This is a genomic window from Streptomyces sp. NPDC058289 (genome assembly GCF_042880975.1).
Classification (GTDB): Bacteria; Actinomycetota; Actinomycetes; order Streptomycetales; family Streptomycetaceae; genus Streptomyces; species Streptomyces stoeckheimensis.
Genome location: NZ_JBHVYI010000105.1, coordinates 1 through 20603, shown reverse-complemented (window position 1 = coordinate 20603; position 20603 = coordinate 1). Strand labels below are relative to the sequence as shown.

The 20603-nt window shown below is 71.8% G+C and carries 14 protein-coding genes; 8 read left to right on the top strand and 6 right to left on the bottom strand.

Annotation, left to right across the window (positions count from 1 at the left end; translation table 11 throughout):
• Window positions 1-311 precede the first annotated feature (311 nt).
• Together ACFVX6_RS35150 and ACFVX6_RS35145 are read left to right on the top strand one after the other, a co-directional pair.
• Window positions 312-2582 carry a M4 family metallopeptidase gene (locus ACFVX6_RS35150; RefSeq protein WP_389698478.1) on the top strand — a complete coding sequence of 757 codons (2271 nt, stop codon included), beginning with the start codon at window positions 312-314 and terminating at the stop codon, window positions 2580-2582.
• Window positions 2583-2807: 225 nt separating this feature from the next.
• Complete coding sequence (locus tag ACFVX6_RS35145) at window positions 2808-4268, top strand: nitronate monooxygenase (RefSeq protein WP_389698476.1); 1461 nt, start codon at window positions 2808-2810, stop codon at window positions 4266-4268.
• A gap of 65 nt (window positions 4269-4333) precedes the next feature.
• Here the strand turns inward: ACFVX6_RS35145 and ACFVX6_RS35140 are convergent, their stop codons facing one another.
• Together ACFVX6_RS35140 and ACFVX6_RS35135 are read right to left on the bottom strand one after the other, a co-directional pair.
• Window positions 4334-4852 (bottom strand): hypothetical protein, encoded by a 519-nt coding sequence (locus ACFVX6_RS35140; RefSeq protein WP_389698474.1) that lies wholly within the window; start codon window positions 4850-4852, stop codon window positions 4334-4336.
• A 207-nt stretch (window positions 4853-5059) separates the two neighbouring features.
• A complete protein-coding gene (locus ACFVX6_RS35135; protein ID WP_389698472.1) occupies window positions 5060-6616 on the bottom strand; it encodes a DHA2 family efflux MFS transporter permease subunit in 1557 nt (518 codons plus the stop codon).
• 183 nt (window positions 6617-6799) lie between these two features.
• On the opposite strand from ACFVX6_RS35135, the gene ACFVX6_RS35130 reads away from it, so the two are divergent.
• The gene (locus ACFVX6_RS35130) at window positions 6800-7810 is read left to right on the top strand and encodes an Lrp/AsnC family transcriptional regulator (protein ID WP_389698488.1); all 1011 of its coding nucleotides are present in this window, start codon (window positions 6800-6802) and stop codon (window positions 7808-7810) included.
• A gap of 27 nt (window positions 7811-7837) precedes the next feature.
• Here ACFVX6_RS35130 and glgP read toward each other — a convergent pair whose 3' ends face one another.
• Together glgP and ACFVX6_RS35120 are read right to left on the bottom strand one after the other, a co-directional pair.
• Window positions 7838-10483, bottom strand: a complete 2646-nt coding sequence (gene glgP, locus ACFVX6_RS35125) for an alpha-glucan family phosphorylase (RefSeq protein WP_389698470.1) — start codon at window positions 10481-10483, stop codon at window positions 7838-7840.
• Between the two features lie 77 nt (window positions 10484-10560).
• The gene (locus ACFVX6_RS35120) at window positions 10561-10767 is read right to left on the bottom strand and encodes a hypothetical protein (RefSeq protein ID WP_389698468.1); all 207 of its coding nucleotides are present in this window, start codon (window positions 10765-10767) and stop codon (window positions 10561-10563) included.
• Window positions 10768-11091: 324 nt separating this feature from the next.
• On the opposite strand from ACFVX6_RS35120, the gene ACFVX6_RS35115 reads away from it, so the two are divergent.
• From ACFVX6_RS35115 to glgB, 4 genes are all read left to right on the top strand, one after another.
• Complete coding sequence (locus ACFVX6_RS35115; protein WP_389698466.1) at window positions 11092-13086, top strand: maltotransferase domain-containing protein; 1995 nt, start codon at window positions 11092-11094, stop codon at window positions 13084-13086.
• Complete coding sequence (gene treS, locus ACFVX6_RS35110) at window positions 13083-14777, top strand: maltose alpha-D-glucosyltransferase (protein WP_327255013.1); 1695 nt, start codon at window positions 13083-13085, stop codon at window positions 14775-14777. Before ACFVX6_RS35115 ends, treS begins: the two co-directional genes overlap by 4 nt.
• Before the next feature lie 163 nt (window positions 14778-14940).
• Window positions 14941-16398: a maltokinase gene (locus ACFVX6_RS35105; protein ID WP_389698464.1), complete on the top strand. Its 1458-nt coding sequence runs from the start codon at window positions 14941-14943 to the stop codon at window positions 16396-16398.
• Complete coding sequence (gene glgB, locus ACFVX6_RS35100) at window positions 16395-18716, top strand: 1,4-alpha-glucan branching enzyme (protein WP_389698462.1); 2322 nt, start codon at window positions 16395-16397, stop codon at window positions 18714-18716. Before ACFVX6_RS35105 ends, glgB begins: the two co-directional genes overlap by 4 nt.
• Here glgB and ACFVX6_RS35095 read toward each other — a convergent pair.
• Together ACFVX6_RS35095 and ACFVX6_RS35090 are read right to left on the bottom strand one after the other, a co-directional pair.
• Window positions 18694-19050, bottom strand: a complete 357-nt coding sequence (locus tag ACFVX6_RS35095; RefSeq protein ID WP_389698460.1) for a thioredoxin family protein — start codon at window positions 19048-19050, stop codon at window positions 18694-18696. The two genes, glgB and ACFVX6_RS35095, sit on opposite strands and share 23 nt — an antisense overlap.
• Before the next feature lie 27 nt (window positions 19051-19077).
• Window positions 19078-19455 (bottom strand): MerR family transcriptional regulator, encoded by a 378-nt coding sequence (locus ACFVX6_RS35090; protein ID WP_389698458.1) that lies wholly within the window; start codon window positions 19453-19455, stop codon window positions 19078-19080.
• Window positions 19456-19854: 399 nt separating this feature from the next.
• Between ACFVX6_RS35090 and ACFVX6_RS35085 the strand changes: the two genes are divergently transcribed.
• Window positions 19855-20478, top strand: a complete 624-nt coding sequence (locus tag ACFVX6_RS35085; RefSeq protein ID WP_389698456.1) for a helix-turn-helix domain-containing protein — start codon at window positions 19855-19857, stop codon at window positions 20476-20478.
• Window positions 20479-20603: the final 125 nt, after the last annotated feature.

The following is a 20603-nucleotide window of genomic DNA, read 5'->3' as shown; positions in this document are numbered from 1 at the left end:
GCACCAGGAAACAGTACGACAAACGCCCGTACGGTAAATGCCGTTTCCGGGAACCAGGCATCTTGTTGCCCAAGCGTTAGCGGTCGACGGTCCGCACGGGGGCCGCGGGACACCCCATCTCGCATCCCAAAGTGAATGTTCCGCATACCGGATACGTCTCTTCGGACAACGAACGATTTCCGGCCAGCTTTTGACGCGACCCTGACATTCGCAGCGCTCAGGTGGCACTCTTCGACCGTTCTTCGCACCAGCCCGATCTGCCCGGAGGCCCACCCAGCCATCCGGAACCCCCCTTGCAGAAGGAGTCTGCGTTGAGTCCCACCCCCCAGCGGCGTGCCACCACGGCCGGCGCGCTTGTTGCCGCGGCCGCTCTCCTCGCCGTAGGCATCCAGACCGGTTCCGCCAACGCCGACGCCACCGCGTCGCAGGCTGTTTCGGTCGCCCAGGTCAACCCCGGCGCGGAGAATCGCGCACTCAGCGCTTCGGAGCGTGCGACGCTCCTGGCCGAGGCCAACTCCACCACCGTGCAGGCGGCCAAGGCCCTCGGCCTCGGCGGCACGGAGAAGCTCGTCGTCCGCGATGTGGTCAAGGACGCGGACGGCACCACGCACACCACGTACGAGCGCACCTACGACGGCATACCGGTGCTCGGCGGTGACCTGACCGTCCACGCCAAGGGCGGCGTCACCAAGAGCGTCACCAAGGCCACCAACGCCGACATCAAGGTCGCGGACACCACCGCCACCGTCACTCCGGCCTCGGCCGAGAGCGCGGCGGTCTCCTCCGCCAACGCAGAGGGCTCCAAGGACGCGAAGGCCTCCAAGGCCGCGCGCAAGGTGATCTGGGCCGCCTCCGGCGTCCCGGTCCTCGCCTTCGAGACCGTCGTCGGCGGCATCCAGCACGACGGCACCCCGAGCGAACTGCACGTGGTCACCAACGCCAAGACCGGCGCGAAGATCACCCAGTGGCAGGCCATCGAGACCGGTGTCGGCAACACGATGTACACCGGCCAGGTCACGCTGGGCACCTCGGCTTCGGGCAGCAACTTCACGCTGACCGACGCCGGGCGCGGCAGCCACAAGACCTATGACCTCAACGGGGGCACGGGCAGCGGCACGGGCACCCTCTTCACGGGCCCGGACGACACCTGGGGCAACGGCCTCCCCTCGAACCGGGAGACCGCCGGCGCCGACGCGCACTACGGCGCCCAGCTGACGTGGGACTACTACAAGAACGTGCACGGCCGCAACGGCCTGCGCAACGACGGCGTGGCCCCGTACAGCCGGGTCCACTACGGCAACGCGTACGTCAACGCGTTCTGGAGCGACTCCTGCTTCTGCATGACGTACGGCGACGGCACGAGCAACACGCACCCGCTGACGTCGATCGACGTGGCCGCGCACGAGATGACCCACGGTCTGACCTCGGTCACCGGCAACATGACCTACTCGGGCGAGTCCGGCGGCCTGAACGAGGCGACCTCCGACATCATGGCGGCGGCCGTCGAGTTCAACGCCAACAACGCCAACGACGTCGGCGACTACCTGGTCGGCGAGAAGATCGACATCCGCGGCAACGGCACCCCGCTGCGCTACATGGACAAGCCGAGCAAGGACGGCTCGTCCAAGGACGCGTGGTACTCGGGCATCGGCTCCATCGACGTCCACTACTCCTCGGGCCCGGCCAACCACTGGTACTACCTGGCCTCCGAGGGCTCCGGCGCCAAGGTCGTCAACGGGGTGAGCTACGACTCGCCGACCTCCGACGGGCTCCCGGTCACCGCGATCGGCCGCGACGCCGCCTCGAAGATCTGGTTCCGCGCGCTGACGGTCGGCTACTTCAAGTCGACCACCAACTACGCGGACGCCCGCGTCCAGACCCTGAAGGCCGCCGCCGACCTCTACGGTGCGGGCTCGGTCACCTACAACAACGCGGCCAACGCCTGGGCGGCCATCAACGTCGGTGCCCGCATTCCCGTCGGCGTCTCGGTCACCAACCCCGGTAACCAGAACACCGTCACGGGCAGCGCCGCCAGCCTCCAGATCCAGGCCTCCAGCAGCAACGCCGGCGCCCTGAGCTACGCGGCTTCCGGTCTGCCGACCGGTCTGTCGATCAACTCCTCGACCGGCCTGATCTCCGGGACCGCCTCCACCGCCGGTACGTACAACACGACGGTCACGGTGACGGACTCGGCGAACCAGACCGGTACGGCGTCCTTCGTCTGGACCGTCGGTACCTCGCAGCAGACGGTGTTCGAGAACACCACCGACTACGCGATCGCCGACAACGCGACGGTCGACTCCCCGATCACCGTGAACCGCACGGGCAACGCCCCGAGCACCCTCAAGGTGGACCTCAACATCCTCCACACGTACATCGGTGACCTGAAGGTCGACCTCGTCGCCCCCGACGGCACCCTGTACAACCTGCACAACCGGACCGGTGGCAGCGCGGACAACATCATCAAGTCCGTCACGGTCAACGCCTCCTCCGAGGTCGCCAACGGAGTGTGGAAGCTCCGGGTCAACGACAACGCGAACCTCGACACCGGAAAGATCGACAGCTGGAAGCTCACCTTCTGACCCCCACCGGGGCCGTGCGTGAACCAGAGCTGAACCGCTAGACCACGGGGCCGCCCGGGAGAAGACCTCCCCGGGCGGCCCTGTTCCATTGGGCCCCGGCCACCGGGGTCCACGTACCCCCAGGGCCAGGACCTTCGGCGCCCGTCGGCCGGCCGGGCCGGCGTCATAGTGGAAATCAGCGAACCTACGGAACCGTAGGTTCGGGTGATTCCGAGGACGTGACCCATGCCGCAGACCCCCACGAACGCCCCCGCCGCGCAGCACCCCTGGCTCATCCAGGGCGGCATGGGCGTCGGCGTCTCCGGCTGGCGCCTCGCCAGGGCCGTGTCCGGCGAGGGCCAGCTGGGCGTGGTCTCCGGCACGGCCCTGGACGTCGTACTGGCCCGCGTGCTGCAGACCGGCGACTCCGGCGGCCACGCCCGCCGGGCGCTGGCGGCCTTCCCGCTGCCGGAGCTCGCACAGGCCGCCCTCGACCTCTACTTCCGCGAGGAAGGCCTCGCGGACGGCGCGGCGATGCGCACCACCCCGCGACTGCGGGCGACGGGCGGGTCGCAGGCCGAGATCCTCACCGTCCTCGGCAATTTCGTCGAGGTCTGGCTCGCCAAGGAGGGACATGACGGTGTCGTCGGCATCAACTACCTGGAGAAGATCCAGCTCGCCACTGCCCCCGCGATGTTCGGCGCGATCCTGGCAGGCGTCGACTACGTGCTCGTGGGCGCGGGAGTCCCCGGTCAGATCCCTGCCCTCGCCTCAAGGCTGGCGCGCTACGAACGCTGCGTGAGCAAGATCCACGTGGAGGGCGACGAGCAGCCGTTGGAGCACCTCTTCGACCCCGCGGCCCTGCTCGCCGGGCACCTGCCCGGTCCGCTGCGCCGCCCCCACGTGCTGGCCATCGTCTCGCTCCCGGTCCTGGCCACCTACCTGGCCCGGGACGAGATCACCCGCCCCGACGGCTTCGTGATCGAGACCAGCCAGGCCGGCGGGCACAGCGCCCCGCCGCGCGGGCCGATGAAGCTCGACGAGGACGGCGAGCCGGTCTACGGCCCGCGCGACAGCCCCGACCTCGCCAAGATGGCGGCGCTCGGGCTGCCGTTCTGGCTCGCGGGCGGCCAGGCCAGCCCCGAGGCCGTGGCCGGGGCGCTCGCGGAGGGCGCGGCCGGCGTCCAGATCGGCAGCGCGTTCGCCCTGTGCGAGGAGTCGGGGATGGCCCGCCACCTGCGCGAGGAGCTGCTGGAGCGGGCCCACACCGGCACCCTCTCGGTCCGCAACGACCCCGAGGCCTCCCCGACTTCGTTCCCGTTCAAGGTGGCGGACCTGCCGGGGACGGTCTCCGAGCCGGAGGTCGCCGAAGCCCGGCGCCGGGTCTGCGACCTCGGGTTCCTGCGCACTCCCGTACGGGGTCCGCGCGGTCTGGTCTACCGGTGCGCGGCCGAGCCGGTCGCCGCGTACGTCCGCAAGGGCGGCGAGGCGTCCGACACCAAGGGCCGCCAGTGCCTGTGCAACGGCCTGCTGGCCACGATCGGGCTGGCCCAGCGCCGGCCGCACGGCCGGGTGGAACCCCCGCTGGTGACGATCGGCAAGGACCTGTCGTTCCTCCCGAAGCTCGCCCCGAACGCCGAGCCCTACACGGCCGCGGACGTGGTGCACTGGCTCGCGGCGGGCGCGGACCGGCCCGCAGGCCGCTGAGGCCCCGAAACAGACGAAGGGCCCGGCTCCCCTGGGGGAGCCGGGCCCTGCGCACGTCGGTGGGATCAGCCGATGGAGCTGAAGACCGAGCCGAGGACGGCCGAGGTCTCGTCGGCCGGTGCGGCGGCGGCGCGCCCGCCGATGCTGCGGTCCTCGTCGTCGCGCCAGTCGTCACGGCGGTCGTCGTCGTCCCGTCCGTCGTGGCGGCCGTGGTGGTCCCAGTCGTCGGTCGGCTTGAAGAGGACCGAGCGGACCTCCAGGTCGTCCGCCTGCTCGCCCGGCTCCAGCGTCTCCACGGCCTGGCCGCCGCAGGACCGGTCCTCGAACAGCACCGCCAGCGATTCCGTGTCGTTGCGCACCTGGAAGGCCGGGTGGTTCCGCGAAGCGTGCGTCAGCTGGTAGCAGGTGTCGTTGTCGGCGGGCTCGATCCGGCCGTGCCGCGTGTCACCGTCGTCGCTGTACCGGTAGTGCAGCGTGCCGAGGCTCTCGCGGTCGTCGTGGTCGTTGGCGTACGACAGCCCGGCGGTCGGCAGGACCAGCGCGAGGGCGCCTACGAGTGCGGTGGCGGTGGTGCGAATACGCATTGGGGAGTCCGTTTCTCGGGTTCCGCGGGTTCCGCGGGTTCCTCGGATGCCCGGTGCGGTGGACATCCGCGGGCAGCGTAGGAGCGGACCCGCACGCAGAAACGATTCGGCGCGGCAGCGCGTTCGAAGGTTCACCCTCACGGGCCCCTCCGGACCCGAACGCGCGAACGCCCCGGATCCGGACTGGATTCGGGGCGTACGGGCCACTCAGACGGCGGCGCGTCCGGCAGCCGGGTCCGCCGCCCCGGAGGCCTGCCCCGGCACCGGCACCGGCACCGGGGCCGGAGCCCCGGCGGCAGACGCAGCAGTGCCGGCCGGCCGGCGGATCAGCACGAACAGGATCAGCGCCCCCGCCAGGCCCATGGCCCCCGAGACCCAGAAGGTGTCGCGCAGCCCGCTCGCGAAGGCCGCCTCCACCCAGGAACCGGCCCCCGGCACCGTGTCCAGCAGCCGCGCCGCCCCGCCGCCGGCCAGCGCCGCGGCCGTGCCGTGCGGCTGCCCGGAGCCGGCGAGGCCGTCGGCCAGCCCGGTGTGGAAGACCGCGCCGAGCACCGCGATGCCCAGGGCCATGCCCAGTTGTCGCGCGGTGTTCAGCGCACCGCCCGCCATGCCCGCCCGGGCCGGGGGCACGGCCCCCATCGCGGCGGCGGCCAGGGCCGGGGAGATCAGTCCGACGCCCACGCCGGTGACGGCCAGGCCCGGCACCAGCGCCGTCCAGCCGTCGCCCGCGTCCAGCATCCAGCCCTGGAGCAGCGCCCCGGCCGCGATGAGGAGCAGCCCGCCGCCGATGGTGGTCCGGGGCGAGGCCCCGTGCAGGAGCTTGCCGGAGGCCGCGGCGACGAGGAATCCGGCCAGACTCATCGGCAGCAGGGCCAGTCCGGCCCCGACCGGGCCCATGCCCTCGGCGGTCTGCAGCCACAGGGAGACGTACATCAAGTAGCCGAAGGCGGCGCCGGACATCAGCAGCGAGGCGGTCATCACGGCGACGAAGACCGGACTGCGGAAGAGCGAGAGGTCCAGCATCGGGCGGGATCCCCGCAGTTCGACCAGGACGAAGGCGGCGAAGGAGGCCGCGCCCAGGGCGAACAGGCCGAGGGTGCCGGCGGAGGTCCAGCCGTTCTCGCCGCCGCGGATGAGGGCGTAGGTGACGGCCGCGGCGCCGGCGGTGAAGGTGGCCATGCCGGGCAGGTCCAGGCCCTTGGCGTGCGGGTCGCGGGACTCGGTGACGGCCTTGAGGGTGACGTACACGGCGAGGGCGCAGACCGGGAGGTTGATGAAGAAGATCCAGCGCCAGCCGAACTGCTCGGTGAGCAGCCCGCCGATGATCGGACCGGCCGCGGCGGCCGCTCCGTTGACCGCGCCCCAGACGCCGAAGGCGACGCCGCGGTCGCGGCCCTGGTAGGTGGAGCTGAGCAGGGCCATGGTGGTGGCGAACATCGCGGCGCCGCCGATGCCCTGGACGGCGCGGAAGGCGATGAGCGCGGCCGGGCCCTGGGCCAGGCCGCAGGCGAGGGAGGCGGCGGCGAAGAGTCCGAGCCCGCCGAGGTAGACGCGGCGCCGGCCGATCCGGTCGGCGAGCGATCCCGCGCCGAGCAGCAGGGCGGCCAGGGCGAGGGCGTAGCCGTCCATCACCCACTGGAGCCCGGAGAACCCGGTGCGCATGTCGGCGGCCATGTCGGGCAGGGCGACGGTCACGATCGTGACGTCGACCAGGAGCATGAAGGCTCCGAGACACACCGCCGTCAACGGCAGCCATTTGCGCATGGGGTTACTCCTGGGATGTCCGAAGGCAGGGGTGGTGCGGGACCGGGCGGGGGGGACCGGGGGTGGCCGCCGGGGTCCGGCGGGGTGCGGCTTCCGCCTCCCACAAGGTTCCAGCCCACTGCGACCCACCCCCACCCAGCAGCCCCTTGCCGGCGGATTTCACCCACAGCCGGGTCTGTGATGATGGAAACCGTGAACGAATCGGAGCTGGATCCGCTCGACCGGTCCCTGGTACAAGCCCTCACCATCGACGGCCGGGCCCCCTTCAGCCGGCTGGCCGAGGTGCTGGAGGTGTCCGACCAGACCGTCGTACGGCGCTACAGGCGGCTGCGGACCACCGGCCTGATCCGGGTCGTCGGGCTGCCGCTGGGCAGCCGGGTCGGGCTGTTCGAGTCCTGGCTGCGGGTGCAGTGCGCCCCCGACGCCGCGCTCCCGGTGGCCGAGGCGCTCGCCCGCCGCCCGGACATCGCGTGGGTGACCCTGGGCTCGGGCGGTACCGAGATCCATTGCATGACCCGGGCCCGTACCCGTCAGGACCGGGACGCCCTGCTGTTGGAGAAGCTGCCGCGGACCCGCCGGGTGACCGGCGTGAGCGCCCACACCATCCTGCGGAAGTTCTTCGGCGGGCCCGACGCCTGGGTGGGCCTGGACGTCCTGCGCCCCGACCAGACCGCGGCCCTGGAGCGGCCCGCCGTCGAACCGGGTCCGCAGCGGTACGCGCTCGACGAGGCGGAGCTGGCCCTGCTCTCGGTGCTGGGCCGGGACGGCCGCGCCGGGTACCCGGAACTGGCGCGTGCCAGTGGCCTGTCGGAGTCCACCGCGCGGCGCAGGCTGGAGCGGCTCCGCGAGGTGGGGGCGGTCTTCTTCGACGTGGAGTTCGTCCCGGCGCTCTTCGGCTACGAGGCGGAGGCGACGATCGTGCTGACCGTCCCGCCGGCCCGGCTGGCGCAGGTGGGGGCGGCGCTGGCGGGCCACCGCGAGGTGGCCTTCGCGGCGGCCGTGACCGGCGCCGCCTCGCTGATGGCGGTGGTGGTGTGCCGGGACACGGACGCGCTGTACACGTACCTGACCGAGCGGATCGGCGCGGTGGACGGGGTGGGGCAGGTGGAGGTGATCCCGGCCCTGCGCAGCATCAAGCGGGCCGGGATGCTGGTGGAGGACGGGCGGCTGGTGGATCCGCCGCCCGCCCCCTGAAGGTCTGCCCCTGAACGGCCGGGGCCGTCAGCGCAGCACCACGCCGCCTCCCGCGTCGGTTTCCGTGCCCGTGGCGGGGCCGGCGACCAGGCCCAGTTCGGCCGGGGTCGCCAGCAGCGGGTGCGCCGGCAGGATCCGTACGGTGTAGCCGAAGGGCCCCGTACGGTCGAGGGCGAGCGGGCCCTCGTACAGCCAGCGGCCCTCCAGGTCGGGTCCGCCGGCGGGCTTGAGCGGGAAGGCCCGCCCGCCCTGGATCACGTCCTGTGCGTCGACCCGGCCCGCGACGGCCTGGACCTCCACGTCCTCGGGGGCCAGGGAGTCGAGGGAGACCTGCACGCGCAGGGTGAGGGTGGCCCCGAGTTCGGCGGTGCCGCCGACCGGGCCCGCCGTCAGGGCCTCCACGTGCTCGACGGTGAGCTGCGGCCAGGCCGCGCGGACCCGGCCCTTCCACCAGGCGAGGTCCCGCGCCGCGTCCGGGGTCAGGGCGCGGTGGGAGAGCGCGGCCGGAGCGTAGAGCCGCTCCACGTACTCCCGCACCATGCGCCCCGCGAGCACCTTGGGTCCCAGCGAGACGAGGGTGCGCCGGACCATTTCGATCCACCGCACCGGGAGTCCGGCCTGTCCGGCCCGGTCGTAGAACCGGGGGGCGACCCGGCCCTCGATCAGGTCGTAGAGGGCGTTCGCCTCCAGGTCGTCGCGGCGGTCCTCGTCCGCGCCGAGTCCGTCGGCTGTCGGGATGGCCCAGCCGAAGTCCGGCTCGAACCATTCGTCCCACCAGCCGTCCAGGACGGACAGGTTGAGGCAGCCGTTGAGCGCCGCCTTCATCCCGCTGGTGCCGCAGGCCTCCAGCGGGCGCAGCGGGTTGTTCAGCCAGACGTCGCAGCCGGGGTAGAGCTTCTGGGCCATGGCCATGCCGTAGTCGGGCAGGAACACGATCCGGTGGCGCACGCGGGGGTCGTCCGCGAACCTCACCAGCTCCTGGACCAGCCGCTTCCCGCCGTCGTCGGCCGGGTGCGCCTTGCCCGCGACCACGATCTGCACGGGCCGGTCCGGGTCCAGCAGCAGGCGGCGCAGCCGGTCGGGGTCGCGCAGCATCAGCGTGAGCCGCTTGTAGGACGGCACCCGGCGGGCGAACCCGATGGTCAGCACGTCGGGGTCGAGTACGGAGTCCACCCAGCCCAGTTCGGCGGCGGCGGCCCCGCGCTGGCGCCAGGAGGCGCGCAGGCGGTCCCGTACCTCTTGGACGAGCTTTTCCCTGAGCACCCGGCGCAGGTCCCAGACGTCCTGGTCGGGGATGTCGGCGACGGCGTCCCAGCGCTGCGAGCCGCCGACGGAGAGCGCGTCCTCGGTGCGGCCGGCGCCGATCTGCTTCGCGCCGAGCTTCACCACCTCGGGCGCCACCCAGGTCGGGGCGTGCACGCCGTTGGTCACCGAGGTGATGGGCACGTCGGCGGGGTCGAATCCCGGCCACAGCCCGGCGAACATTCCGCGGCTGACGGCGCCGTGCAGGGTGGAGACCCCGTTGGCCCGTTGGGCGAGGCGCAGGCCCATCACCGCCATGTTGAACACCCCGGGGTCGCCGCCGGGGTACGTCTCGGCGCCGAGGGCCAGGATCCGGTCGACGGATACGCCGGCCAGTTCGCCGCCGTCGCCGAAGTGGCGGGCGACCAGGGCCCGGTCGAAGCGGTCGATGCCGGCGGGGACGGGGGTGTGCGTGGTGAACACGGTGCCGGCCCGGACGGCTTCGACGGCGGCGTCGAAGCCGAGTCCCTGCTGTCCCTCCAGTTCCCTTATGCGCTCGAGTCCCAGGAACCCGGCGTGGCCCTCGTTGGTGTGGAAGACCTCGGGGTCGGGATGCCCGGTGATGCGGCAGTAGGCGCGCACCGCCCGGACCCCGCCGATGCCGAGGAGCATCTCCTGCAGCAGCCGGTGGTCGCTCCCGCCGCCGTAGAGCCGGTCGGTCACCTCGCGGGCGACGGCGTCGTTGTCCTCGACGTCGGAGTCGAGGAGCAGCAGCGGCACCCGGCCGACGCGGGCCTGCCAGACGATTGCGTGCAGGGCCCGGCCGCCTGGGAGGCTCAGGGACACCCGTGCCGGGGTCCCGTCCTCCTCGCGCACCAGCGCGAGGGGCAGTTCGTTGGGGTCGAGCACCGGATAGTGCTCCTGCTGCCAGCCGTCCCGGGAGAGGGACTGGCGGAAGTAGCCGTGCCGGTAGAGCAGTCCGACACCGATGAGGGGGACGCCGAGGTCGCTGGCGGCCTTGAGGTGGTCCCCGGCGAGGATGCCGAGCCCGCCGGAGTACTGGGGCAGGGCGGCGGTGATCCCGAACTCGGGCGAGAAGTAGGCGATGCCGGCGGGCAGCTCGGCTGCGGCCTCGTGGCTCTGGTACCACCTCCCGCCGTGGACGTAGTCATCGAGGTCGGCGGCGGCGACGGCGAGCCGGCGCAGGAACCGCCGGTCCCCGGCGAGCTCGGCGATCCGCGCGGCGGACACGGCGCCGAGCAGCCGGACGGGATCCCCGCCGGCGGCTTGCCAGCCCTCGGGATCGACGGATTGGAAGAGTTCACGGGTCTCGGCGTGCCAGGACCAGCGCAGGTTGCGCGCGAGGTCGGCGAGCGGCGAGAGGGTCTCGGGGAGGACGGGGCGCACGGTGAATCGACGGATAGCCTTCACGCGTTCCACCTTCGCAGGGGATTACGGATCGGAGCGGCCGCACCACGCTGTGCACCGCGAGCGTCACCCTCGGAAGGCTAGCGGCGACCGCCCCGCCCGGCCATGGCGCCTCGGGCGATCCTCAGCACGCCCGAGGTGTCCACCACGTAGGTGTGCGGCTCTCCCGGGTCGCCCTCGCCCTCCAGGTGCGCGGCAGCGAGAACGGCTCGCCCGCGTGCTTCGGGCCGGACGGTCGCGGCCGGTTCGGGCGGTCCCGCGTACCGGAACAGTGGAGGGGTGGACATCCGGTAGTCCTCTCCGAGTTGACGGAGCACGGACGGGTGTTGAGCCGTGCGGACCGGGCAGGCGTTCCAGTACGTACGAGTAGTTAACCGAACACCCGGGTTGGGCCGGGCTGGAGTGGGAAGGGCTCCTCGGGTACAGCGCACGGCGCACCCCGGAACCTCCTCCCCGCCACCCGAGTGAACGCGGACAGGAGCGGCCATGCCCGCAGCCCAGCCGTCTTCCGAGCAGCTAGAAACAGAGCGAACAGAGCGTGCACTACCAGCTGCCTTGCCGGCTGGCCTGTTGTCACCGAGCCCTGCGAACTGCCCCCAGGTGATCCCATCATGATCGGTCGCATTCCCGTGCTGGACGTCCGCCCCGCCGTCGATTGCGGCGTCAGACCCGCCAAGGCGGTCGTGGACGAGGTCTTCGAGATTTCCGCCACCGTGTTCCGCGAGGGGCACGACGCCGTGGCGGCCCATGTCGTGCTCCGAGATCCGAGCGGGCGGCTGCGGCCTCCCGTGCCCTTGTCCGAGCTCGCTCCCGGTACCGACCGGTGGGGGGCGCGGGTGTCCGCCGAGGTCGAGGGGAGGTGGACTTACACCGTCGAGGCGTGGAGCGACCCGGTGGGCACCTGGCGGGCCCACGCGGCGGTGAAGATCCCGGCCGGGATCGACACCGGGCTCACCCTCCTGGAAGGCGCCGAACTCTACGAGCGGGCCGCCGCGAAGATTCCCAAGCGGGACGGCCGCGAGCACGTGCTGGCCGCCGCGGACGTGATGCGCGACGAGGACCGGCCCGTCGCCGAGCGGTACGCGGCCGCCCTCGGCCCGCGGATCGACGCGCTGCTGGCGAAGCGCCCGCTCCGGGAGCTGGTGACGGCCTCCAAGCCGCTGCCGCTGCTGATCGAGCGCAAGCGGGCCCTCTTCGGTTCCTGGTACGAGATGTTCCCCCGGTCGGAGGGGGCGGTGCTGGAGCCCGGCGGGGCTCCCGTCAGCGGGACCTTCCGGACCGCCGCCGAGCGACTTCCCGCCGTCGCCGCGATGGGCTTCGACGTGGTGTACCTGCCGCCGATCCACCCGATCGGGAGCACGTACCGCAAGGGTCCGAACAACACGCTGTCCGCGGGGAGTTGGGATCCGGGTGTGCCCTGGGCCATCGGCTCCACCGAGGGCGGCCACGACGCGGTCCACCCCGAGCTCGGGACCCTGGAGGACTTCGACGCCTTCGTCGCCAAGGCGCGCGAGCTGCGCATCGAGGTGGCGCTCGACTTCGCCCTGCAGTGCTCCCCGGACCACCCGTGGGTGGAGAAGCACCCGGAGTGGTTCCGCCACCGCGCCGACGGGACGATCGCGTACGCGGAGAACCCGCCGAAGAAGTACCAGGACATCGTCCCGATCCACTTCGACGCCGACATGGCCGGCATCGTCGAGGAGACGGTGCGGATCCTGCGGCACTGGATGGAGCACGGCGTCCGCATCTTCCGGGTCGACAACCCGCACACCAAGCCGGTGGTCTTCTGGCAGAAGGTGATCGCGGACATCAACAAGTCCGACCCCGACGTGATCTTCCTCGCGGAGGCCTTCACCCGCCCCGCGATGATGCGGGCCCTCGCCGCCGTCGGCTTCCAGCAGTCCTACACGTACTTCACCTGGCGCAACACCAAGGCCGAGCTGACGGAGTACGTGACCGAGCTCGCGGACACCCGCTCAGCCTCCGTCATGCGGCCGAATTTTTTCGTCAACACCCCCGACATCCTGCACGCATACCTTCAGCACGGCGGCCGCCCCGCCTTCGAGATCCGCGCGGTCCTCGCCGCCACGCTCTCCCCGACCTGGGGGGTCTACGCCGGTTACGAACTCTGCGAGAACACCCCGGTCAAGGAGGGCAGCGAGGAGTACCTGAACTCCGAGAAGTACGAGCTGCGCCCGCGCGACTGGGCCGCCGCCGACCGCGAGGGCCGCACGATCGCCCCGCTGATCACCTCCCTGAACCGGCTGCGCCGGCGCAACCCGGCGCTCCAGCAGCTCCGCGACATCCATTTCCACCCGACCGACAACGAACAGGTGATCGCCTATTCGAAGCACGCGGGGAGCAATTCCGTACTGGTGGTCGTCAACCTCGATCCGCACCACACCCAGGAGGCGACGGTCTCGTTGGACATGCCGGTACTCGGCCTCGACTGGCACGGGTCCCTCGCGGTGCGCGACGAGCTCACCGGCGAGACCTATCACTGGGGCAGGGCCAACTACGTGCGCCTGGAACCGGGCCGCACGCCCGCGCACGTACTGGCGGCTCTGCGACCGTCCCCGCCCACCGGAGGGTCACCCATCTCATGATGATCAACGATCCCGTCCCCGACACCTTCGAGGACACCCCCGCCAAGGACCGCGATCCCGACTGGTTCAAGCGGGCGGTCTTCTACGAGGTCCTCGTACGGTCCTTCCACGACAGCAACGGCGACGGCGTGGGTGACCTCAAGGGGCTCACCGCCAAGCTGGACTACCTCCAGTGGCTCGGCGTCGACTGCCTGTGGCTCCCGCCGTTCTTCGCCTCTCCCCTGCGCGACGGGGGCTACGACGTCGCCGACTACACCTCAGTGCTGCCCGAATTCGGCGACCTCGCCGACTTCGTGGAGTTCGTGGACGCGGCGCACACCCGCGGCATGCGGGTGATCATCGACTTCGTGATGAACCACACGAGCGATCAGCACGAGTGGTTCCAGCAGTCCCGCAAGGACCCGGACGGGCCCTACGGCGACTACTACATGTGGGCCGACAACGACAAGCAGTTCCAGGACGCCCGCATCATCTTCGTCGACACCGAGACGTCGAACTGGACGTACGACCCGGTCCGCAAGCAGTACTACTGGCACCGGTTCTTCTCCCACCAGCCGGACCTCAACTACGAGAACCCGGCCGTCGTCGAGGAGATCGTCTCCGCGCTGCGCTTCTGGCTCGACCTCGGGATCGACGGCTTCCGCCTCGACGCCGTGCCCTACCTCTACGCCGAGGAGGGCACCAACTGCGAGAACCTGCCGCGCACCCACACCCTCCTCAAGGCGGTCCGCGCCGAGATCGACGCGCACTACCCGGACACCGTGCTGCTCGCCGAGGCGAACCAGTGGCCCGAGGACGTCGTCGACTACTTCGGGGACTTCCAGAAGGGCGGGGACGAGTGCCACATGGCCTTCCACTTCCCCGTCATGCCGCGCATCTTCATGGCGGTCCGAAGAGAGTCCCGCTACCCGGTCTCCGAAATCCTGGCCAAGACCCCGGCGATCCCGGACCGCTGCCAGTGGGGCATCTTCCTGCGCAACCACGACGAGCTCACGCTCGAAATGGTCACCGACGAAGAGCGCGACTACATGTACGCCGAGTACGCCAAGGACCCGCGGATGCGGGCCAACATCGGCATCCGGCGCCGGCTCGCCCCCCTGCTGGACAACGACCGCAACCAGATGGAGCTGTTCACCGCCCTGCTGCTGTCGCTGCCCGGTTCTCCGGTGCTGTACTACGGCGACGAGATCGGCATGGGCGACAACATCTGGCTCGGCGACCGCGACGGCGTGCGCACGCCGATGCAGTGGACCCCGGACCGCAACGCCGGTTTCTCCTCGTGCGATCCGGGCAGGCTGAACCTGCCGGTCATCATGGACCCGGTCCACGGGTACCAGGTGACCAATGTCGAAGCGGCGATGGCCTCACCGTCTTCGCTGCTGCACTGGACCCGTCGGATGATCGAGGTCCGCAAGGCCAACCCGGCCTTCGGACTGGGCTCGTACACCGAACTGCCCTCGTCCAACCCGGCGGTGCTCGCCTTCCTCCGTGAGTACGGGGACGACCTGGTGCTGTGCGTGCACAACTTCTCGCGCTTCGCGCAGCCCACCGAGCTGGACCTGCGGTCGTTCAACGGGCGGGTCCCGGTGGAACTCACCGGCGACGTCCGCTTCCCGCCGATCGGCGAATGGCCGTACCTGCTGACCCTGGCGGGCCACGGCTTCTACTGGTTCCGCCTGCGCTCGGAGTGAAGTCCCGCTCCCAGTGACGACGCACGAGGGCGGGCGAATGGGTCAATCGCCCGCCCCTGTACGGACCTTTCTGACCCGACACTCGCTCACACCGGAGCAGCACACACCGCGATCCGGGACACTCTGCGCATTCTTTGACGGCCCGGGGAAAGGACGCGACGCCATGTCGGAGGCTGCATCCGCCCGGGATCGGCTCACCGCCGACCGGGCCGCCGGGCTCGGGCTGCGGCTCGGGTTGGGTCCATTGGAACCGATGCTGCGGGCCTGGCTGCCCGCGCAGCGCTGGTTCGCGGGCAAGGGCCGCGCCATCGGACGGCTCAGGACCATCTCGGCGGCCGAACTGCTGCCGCCCGGATCCACCGCCGGACTGCTGCACCTACTGCTGGACGTGGACGGGGACTGCTACCAGCTCCTGCTCGGCATCCGCCCGAGCCCGCTGCCACCGGCCCTCGCGCCCGCGCTGATCGGCTGCCCCGAGCAGGGACCGTACGCCGGCCTGGCGGTCTACGAGGGCCTGGGCGATCCGCGGCTCGCCTCGCTGCTCCTAGAGCGGCTGCGCTCCCCCGGCACCCTCGGCCCGCTCCGCTTCGACCGGGATCCGGCCGCCGTGATCCCCGAGGCGCCCACCCCCCGGCCGCTGTCCGGGGAGCAGACCAACTCCTCGCTGATCTACGGGGATTCGTACATCCTGAAGATCTTCCGGCGGGTCGGCCCCGGGGTCAATCCCGACCTGGAGCTGCCCCGTGCCCTGGCCGCCGCCGGCTGCACCCGGGTGCCCGCGCCGGTTGCCTGGTACGAGGCCGAGCTGCCCGGCTCCGAACCGCTGACCCTGGGCGTGCTCCAGCCCTATCTGCGCGGCTCCGACGACGGCTGGCAGCTCGCGCTGCACCGGCTGCGCACCGGGGCCGACTTCACCGCCGAGGCGCACGCGCTGGGCCGGGCCACCGCCGAGGTGCACAGCGCGCTGGCCGGGGCCCTGCCCACCGTCGCGCTGGGCCCGGAGCAGACGGCCCGGCTGGCCGCCGGGATGACGGCCCGGCTCGCCGCCACCGCCCGCGAGGTACCGGCCCTGCGCCCCTACGAGGCGGGGCTGCGCGGCGCCTTCGACGCACTGGCCGCCTCCCGCGGGACCGGGGTGTCCGCCCAGCGGATCCACGGGGACCTGCACCTGGGCCAGACCCTGCGCACCGCCGACGGCAGCTGGGCGCTGATCGACTTCGAAGGCGAGCCGGCCCGGCCGCTGGCCGACCGGCGCCGCCCCGAGCCGGCGGTCCGGGACATCGCCGGGATACTGCGCTCCTTCGACTACGCGGCCCGCTCCCACCGGCCGTTCGCCCCCGCCTGGGCGGACGACTGCCGGGCCGCCTTCTGCGAGGGCTACGCCCGCACGACCGGCCGGGACCCGCGCGAGGACCCCGTGCTCCTGCGCGCCTACGAGACCGACAAGGCGGTGTACGAGGCCCGCTACGAGTCCCGGCACCGCCCCGACTGGCTGCACGTGCCGATGGCGGCGATCCGGCGGCTCTCGGAGCCGCAGCGTCCGCCTTCGCACCGCACGCAGCTCCCCGCCCCAGGATCCCCCACCCTCCACCCGAAGCCCCCGAGGAGGCCGCTCGCGTGAGCGCCGCACGACAGCCGTCACCGACCGTCCGCGACGAAGCCAAGACCGCCGTTGACCCCGCCGGCGCCTCCGTCGAAACGAGTGCGAAGAAGCCCCGGGCCCCCAGGGCCCGGCGGGCGGCCCCGCCGCACGGGGTCCGGCCGGCGCCGGCGCTGGGCGCGGAGGAGCGGGCCCGGCTGCTGGAGGGCCGCCACCACGATCCGCACGGGGTGCTCGGGGCCCGCGCCCAGCGGGGCGGGGTGTCCTTCCGGGTGCTGCGTCCGTACGCGAAGGCGGTCACCGTCGTCGCCAAGGGGCTGCGGGCCGAGCTCCTCGACGAGGGCGACGGGCTGTTCTCCGGGCTGCTGCCGCTGGCCGGGGTGCCGGACTACCGGCTGCTGGTGACGTACGACAGCGACGAGGTGGAGGTCCACGACCCCTACCGGTTCCTGCCCGCGCTCGGCGAGCTCGACCTGCACCTGATCGGCGAGGGCCGGCACGAGGAGCTGTGGACGGCGCTCGGCGCGGAGCCGATGGAGCACCAGGGCGTGGCGGGCACGCGGTTCACGGTGTGGGCGCCGAACGCGCAGGGGGTGCGCGTCAGCGGGGACTTCTCGTACTGGGACTCGGTCGCCTACCCGATGCGCTCGCTCGGGGCGACCGGCGTGTGGGAGCTGTTCCTGCCCGGCGTCGGCGAGGGCGCCCTGTACAAGTACGACATCACCCGCCCGGACGGCTCGCACACCCTGCGCGCGGACCCGATGGCCAAGCACGCCGAGGTCCCGCCGGCCAACGCCTCGGTGGTGACGGCCTCCTCCTACGTCTGGCAGGACGCGGAGTGGATGGCCCGGCGCGGGGAGCGCCCGCCGCACCAGGCCCCCTTCTCCGTCTACGAGCTGCACCTGGCGTCCTGGCGGCCCGGGCTCTCCTACCGGCAGCTGGCCGAGCAGCTGCCGGCGTACGTGACGGAGCTCGGCTTCACGCACGTGGAGCTGATGCCGGTCGCCGAGCACCCCTTCGGCGGCTCCTGGGGCTACCAGGTCACCGGCTTCTACGCGCCGACCTCCCGGATGGGCACCCCGGACGACTTCCGCTTCCTGGTGGACGCGCTGCACCGGGCCGGGATCGGGGTGATCGTCGACTGGGTGCCGGCGCACTTCCCGCGCGACGACTGGGCGCTCGCCGAGTTCGACGGGCGGCCGCTGTACGAGCACCACGACCCGCAGCGGGCCGCGCACCCGGACTGGGGAACGCTGGAGTTCGACTACGGGCGCCGGGAAGTGCGGAACTTCCTCGTGGCCAACGCCGTGTACTGGTGCCAGGAGTTCCACGTGGACGGGCTGCGCGTGGACGCGGTGGCCTCGATGCTCTACCTCGACTACTCGCGGTCCGAGGGCGAGTGGACGCCCAACGAGCACGGCGGGCGGGAGAACCTGGACGCGATGGCGTTCCTGCAGGAGATGAACGCGACCGTCTACCGGCGCTGCCCGGGCGTGGTGACGATCGCCGAGGAGTCCACCGCGTGGCCGGGCGTCACGCAGCCCACCGACACGGGCGGGCTGGGCTTCGGCCTGAAGTGGAACATGGGCTGGATGCACGACACCCTGCGCTACGCGTCGAAGGAGTCGGTGCACCGCAAGTACCACCACCACGACATGACCTTCGGGATGGTCTACGCGTTCAGCGAGAACTACGTGCTGCCGATCTCGCACGACGAGGTGGTGCACGGCAAGGGCTCGCTGGTGTCGAAGATGCCCGGGGACTGGTGGCAGCAGCGGGCCGCGCACCGTGCGTACCTGGGCTTCATGTGGGCCCACCCGGGCAAGCAGCTGCTCTTCATGGGGCAGGAGTTCGCGCAGGGCTCGGAGTGGTCCGAGACGTACGGTCCGGACTGGTGGCTGCTGGACTCCTCGTACGCGGCGGCCGGTGACCACCGGGGCGTGCGCAGCCTCGTGGGCGACCTGAACCGCACCTACCGGGCGGCGCCCGCCCTGTGGGAGCGGGACACGGTGCCGGAGGGGTTCGCGTGGGTGGAGGCGGACGCTGCGGAGGACAACGTGTTCGCCTTCCTGCGGTTCGCGCAGGACGGCTCGCAGCTGCTGTGCGTCTCGAACTTCTCGCCGGTGATCCGGCACGGGTACCGGATCGGGGTCCCGGAAGAGGTGCCGCTGTGGCGGGAGGTCCTCAACACCGACCAGCAGCTCTACGGCGGCAGCGGCGTCCACCACACCCAGCCGCTGCGCCCCGAGCCGGTCCCCGCGCAGGGCCGGGCGGCAAGCCTGCGCCTGACCCTCCCGCCCCTGGCAACGGTCTGGATCAGCCCGATGCCGCGCCGGTAGCGGCCAGGACCCCTTCCAGCTCCTGGAGGAGCCTGCGCTTGGCGCGGGCTCCGACCAGTTGCAGGACGGGCTCGCCGTCGCGGAAGACGAGCAGGGTCGGCATGGACAGCACCCCGTGGCGCACGACCGTCTCGGGGTTGGTGTCCGCGTCGATCTGCACGACCTTGAGGCGGCCGGCCTCTTCCGCGGCGACGGCGGACAGGACGGGTGCGAGCTGACGGCACGGGCCGCACCAGTCGGCGGTGAACTCCACCAGGACGGGCCGGCCGCGCTCGGCGAGCACCTCCCGCTCGAAGTCCGCGTCGGTCACTTCGGCGACTCCGTGGGCCTTCATCGTGTTTCCCCTCTCGTCCCGGCCCGGTCAGCCGGTCATCTCGCATCTGGGCTGTGCCGCTTCGGCTTCGGCGAGCTGGCTCGCGACCTGGTCGCGCACCTCGCCGAGGCGGCCGATCAGGCCGTCCAGTTCGGTGAGCTTGCGCCGGTAGACGGCCAGCGAGGCCGGGCAGGAGTCGCCGGACGGGTGCCCGGCGCGCAGGCATTCCACGAACGGGCGGGTCTCCTCCAGGTCGAAGCCGAAGTCCTGGAGCGTGCGGATCTGGCGGAGCAGCCGCAGGTCTTCCTCGTCGTAGGTGCGGTAGCCGTTGCCGTCGCGCCGGGCGGGCAGCAGTCCCCGCGACTCGTAGTACCTGAGCGTCCGGGTGCTGGTGCCCGCACGCTCGGCCAGTTCGCCGATTCGCATGGACCCGACGGTAATCCTTGACCCCGACGTCAAGGCAAGGAGGCGGTTCGGAGGCCCTCGCCACCCCCGTGAGCGAGGGCCTCCGCCTCTTGGAGCACGGAGGAGCCGGGTGGCCGGTTCGGAGCGGTCCGGTCATGTGAGAGGGATCACGCACGGGGGTATCGCTGCGGGCGGCCGGAAACGTACGCTAGGAAGTGGATCACGGTTCGCTCCGATTACCGGACAGTCGCAGGGAAAACCGTCCAAAGGCCTTAACTCCATAGGACGTTCCTACGAGTTATGGGCTTGTTTGTTTGGTCTGTAGTCGCCGTGGCTCGGCCACTCCTACGGTGTGCCATGTGCACTCCAGCCCCCCCCTTCAATGCCCCCGCCGCGCGTCGTCTCCGCGCGGCCCTGGGCATGGCTCCCGGTCATGTCGCCTATGGCCTGCGAGCCCAGTACGGACTGCTCGTCACTCCCGAGACCGTGATGGCATGGGAGCGTGGCGAGATTTCGCCCACCTCCGCCGAGCTCACCGCGCTGGCCGGCGTGCTCTGGTGTTCTCCCGGCGAGCTGCTCGCGGAGCCCGTCACCCTGCGGGAGCACCGCATCAGCCGGGGCCTGGCCGCCGAGGACCTGGCCCGCCGGGTCGGGGTGGAGGCGGGTGCCTACCAGAAGATGGAGGACACCGGCCGCTGGAAGGGCAACGAGCGGCAGTCCGCGGCGCTGGCGACGGCGCTGGGGCTGACCCTGGCCCAGTTCGTGACGGCGACCGGCAAGCACGAGGAGCTGGCCGAGCTGCTGCGCAGCGCGGTGACCACGCGCTGGCAGGCGTACGTGAAGCCGCTGACCAAGCTGCTTCCGGTGCCCAAGACGCACCTGGAGCGGGTGCTGGAGCAGCTGCACGGCGAGTACCAGTCGCGGATGGTGGCGACCCTCAGCTGGGGCGGCGGCCAGGGCGAGGCCGGCAGCGGCGATTCGGGACGTGAGTACTTGGGCGGCATCGTGGAGCGGTTCTGGTCCCTCGCCGGGGGTGCGGCGTAGGACACATTTCGCCCTCGGGCTCTCTACGGGAAAGGCCCCGATCGCGTCCAGACGAGGACGCGATCGGGGCCTTTCGGCGTTCGAAGTCGGGGCGGAGGTCCCGCCCGGGGGGGCCGGTCGGCAGC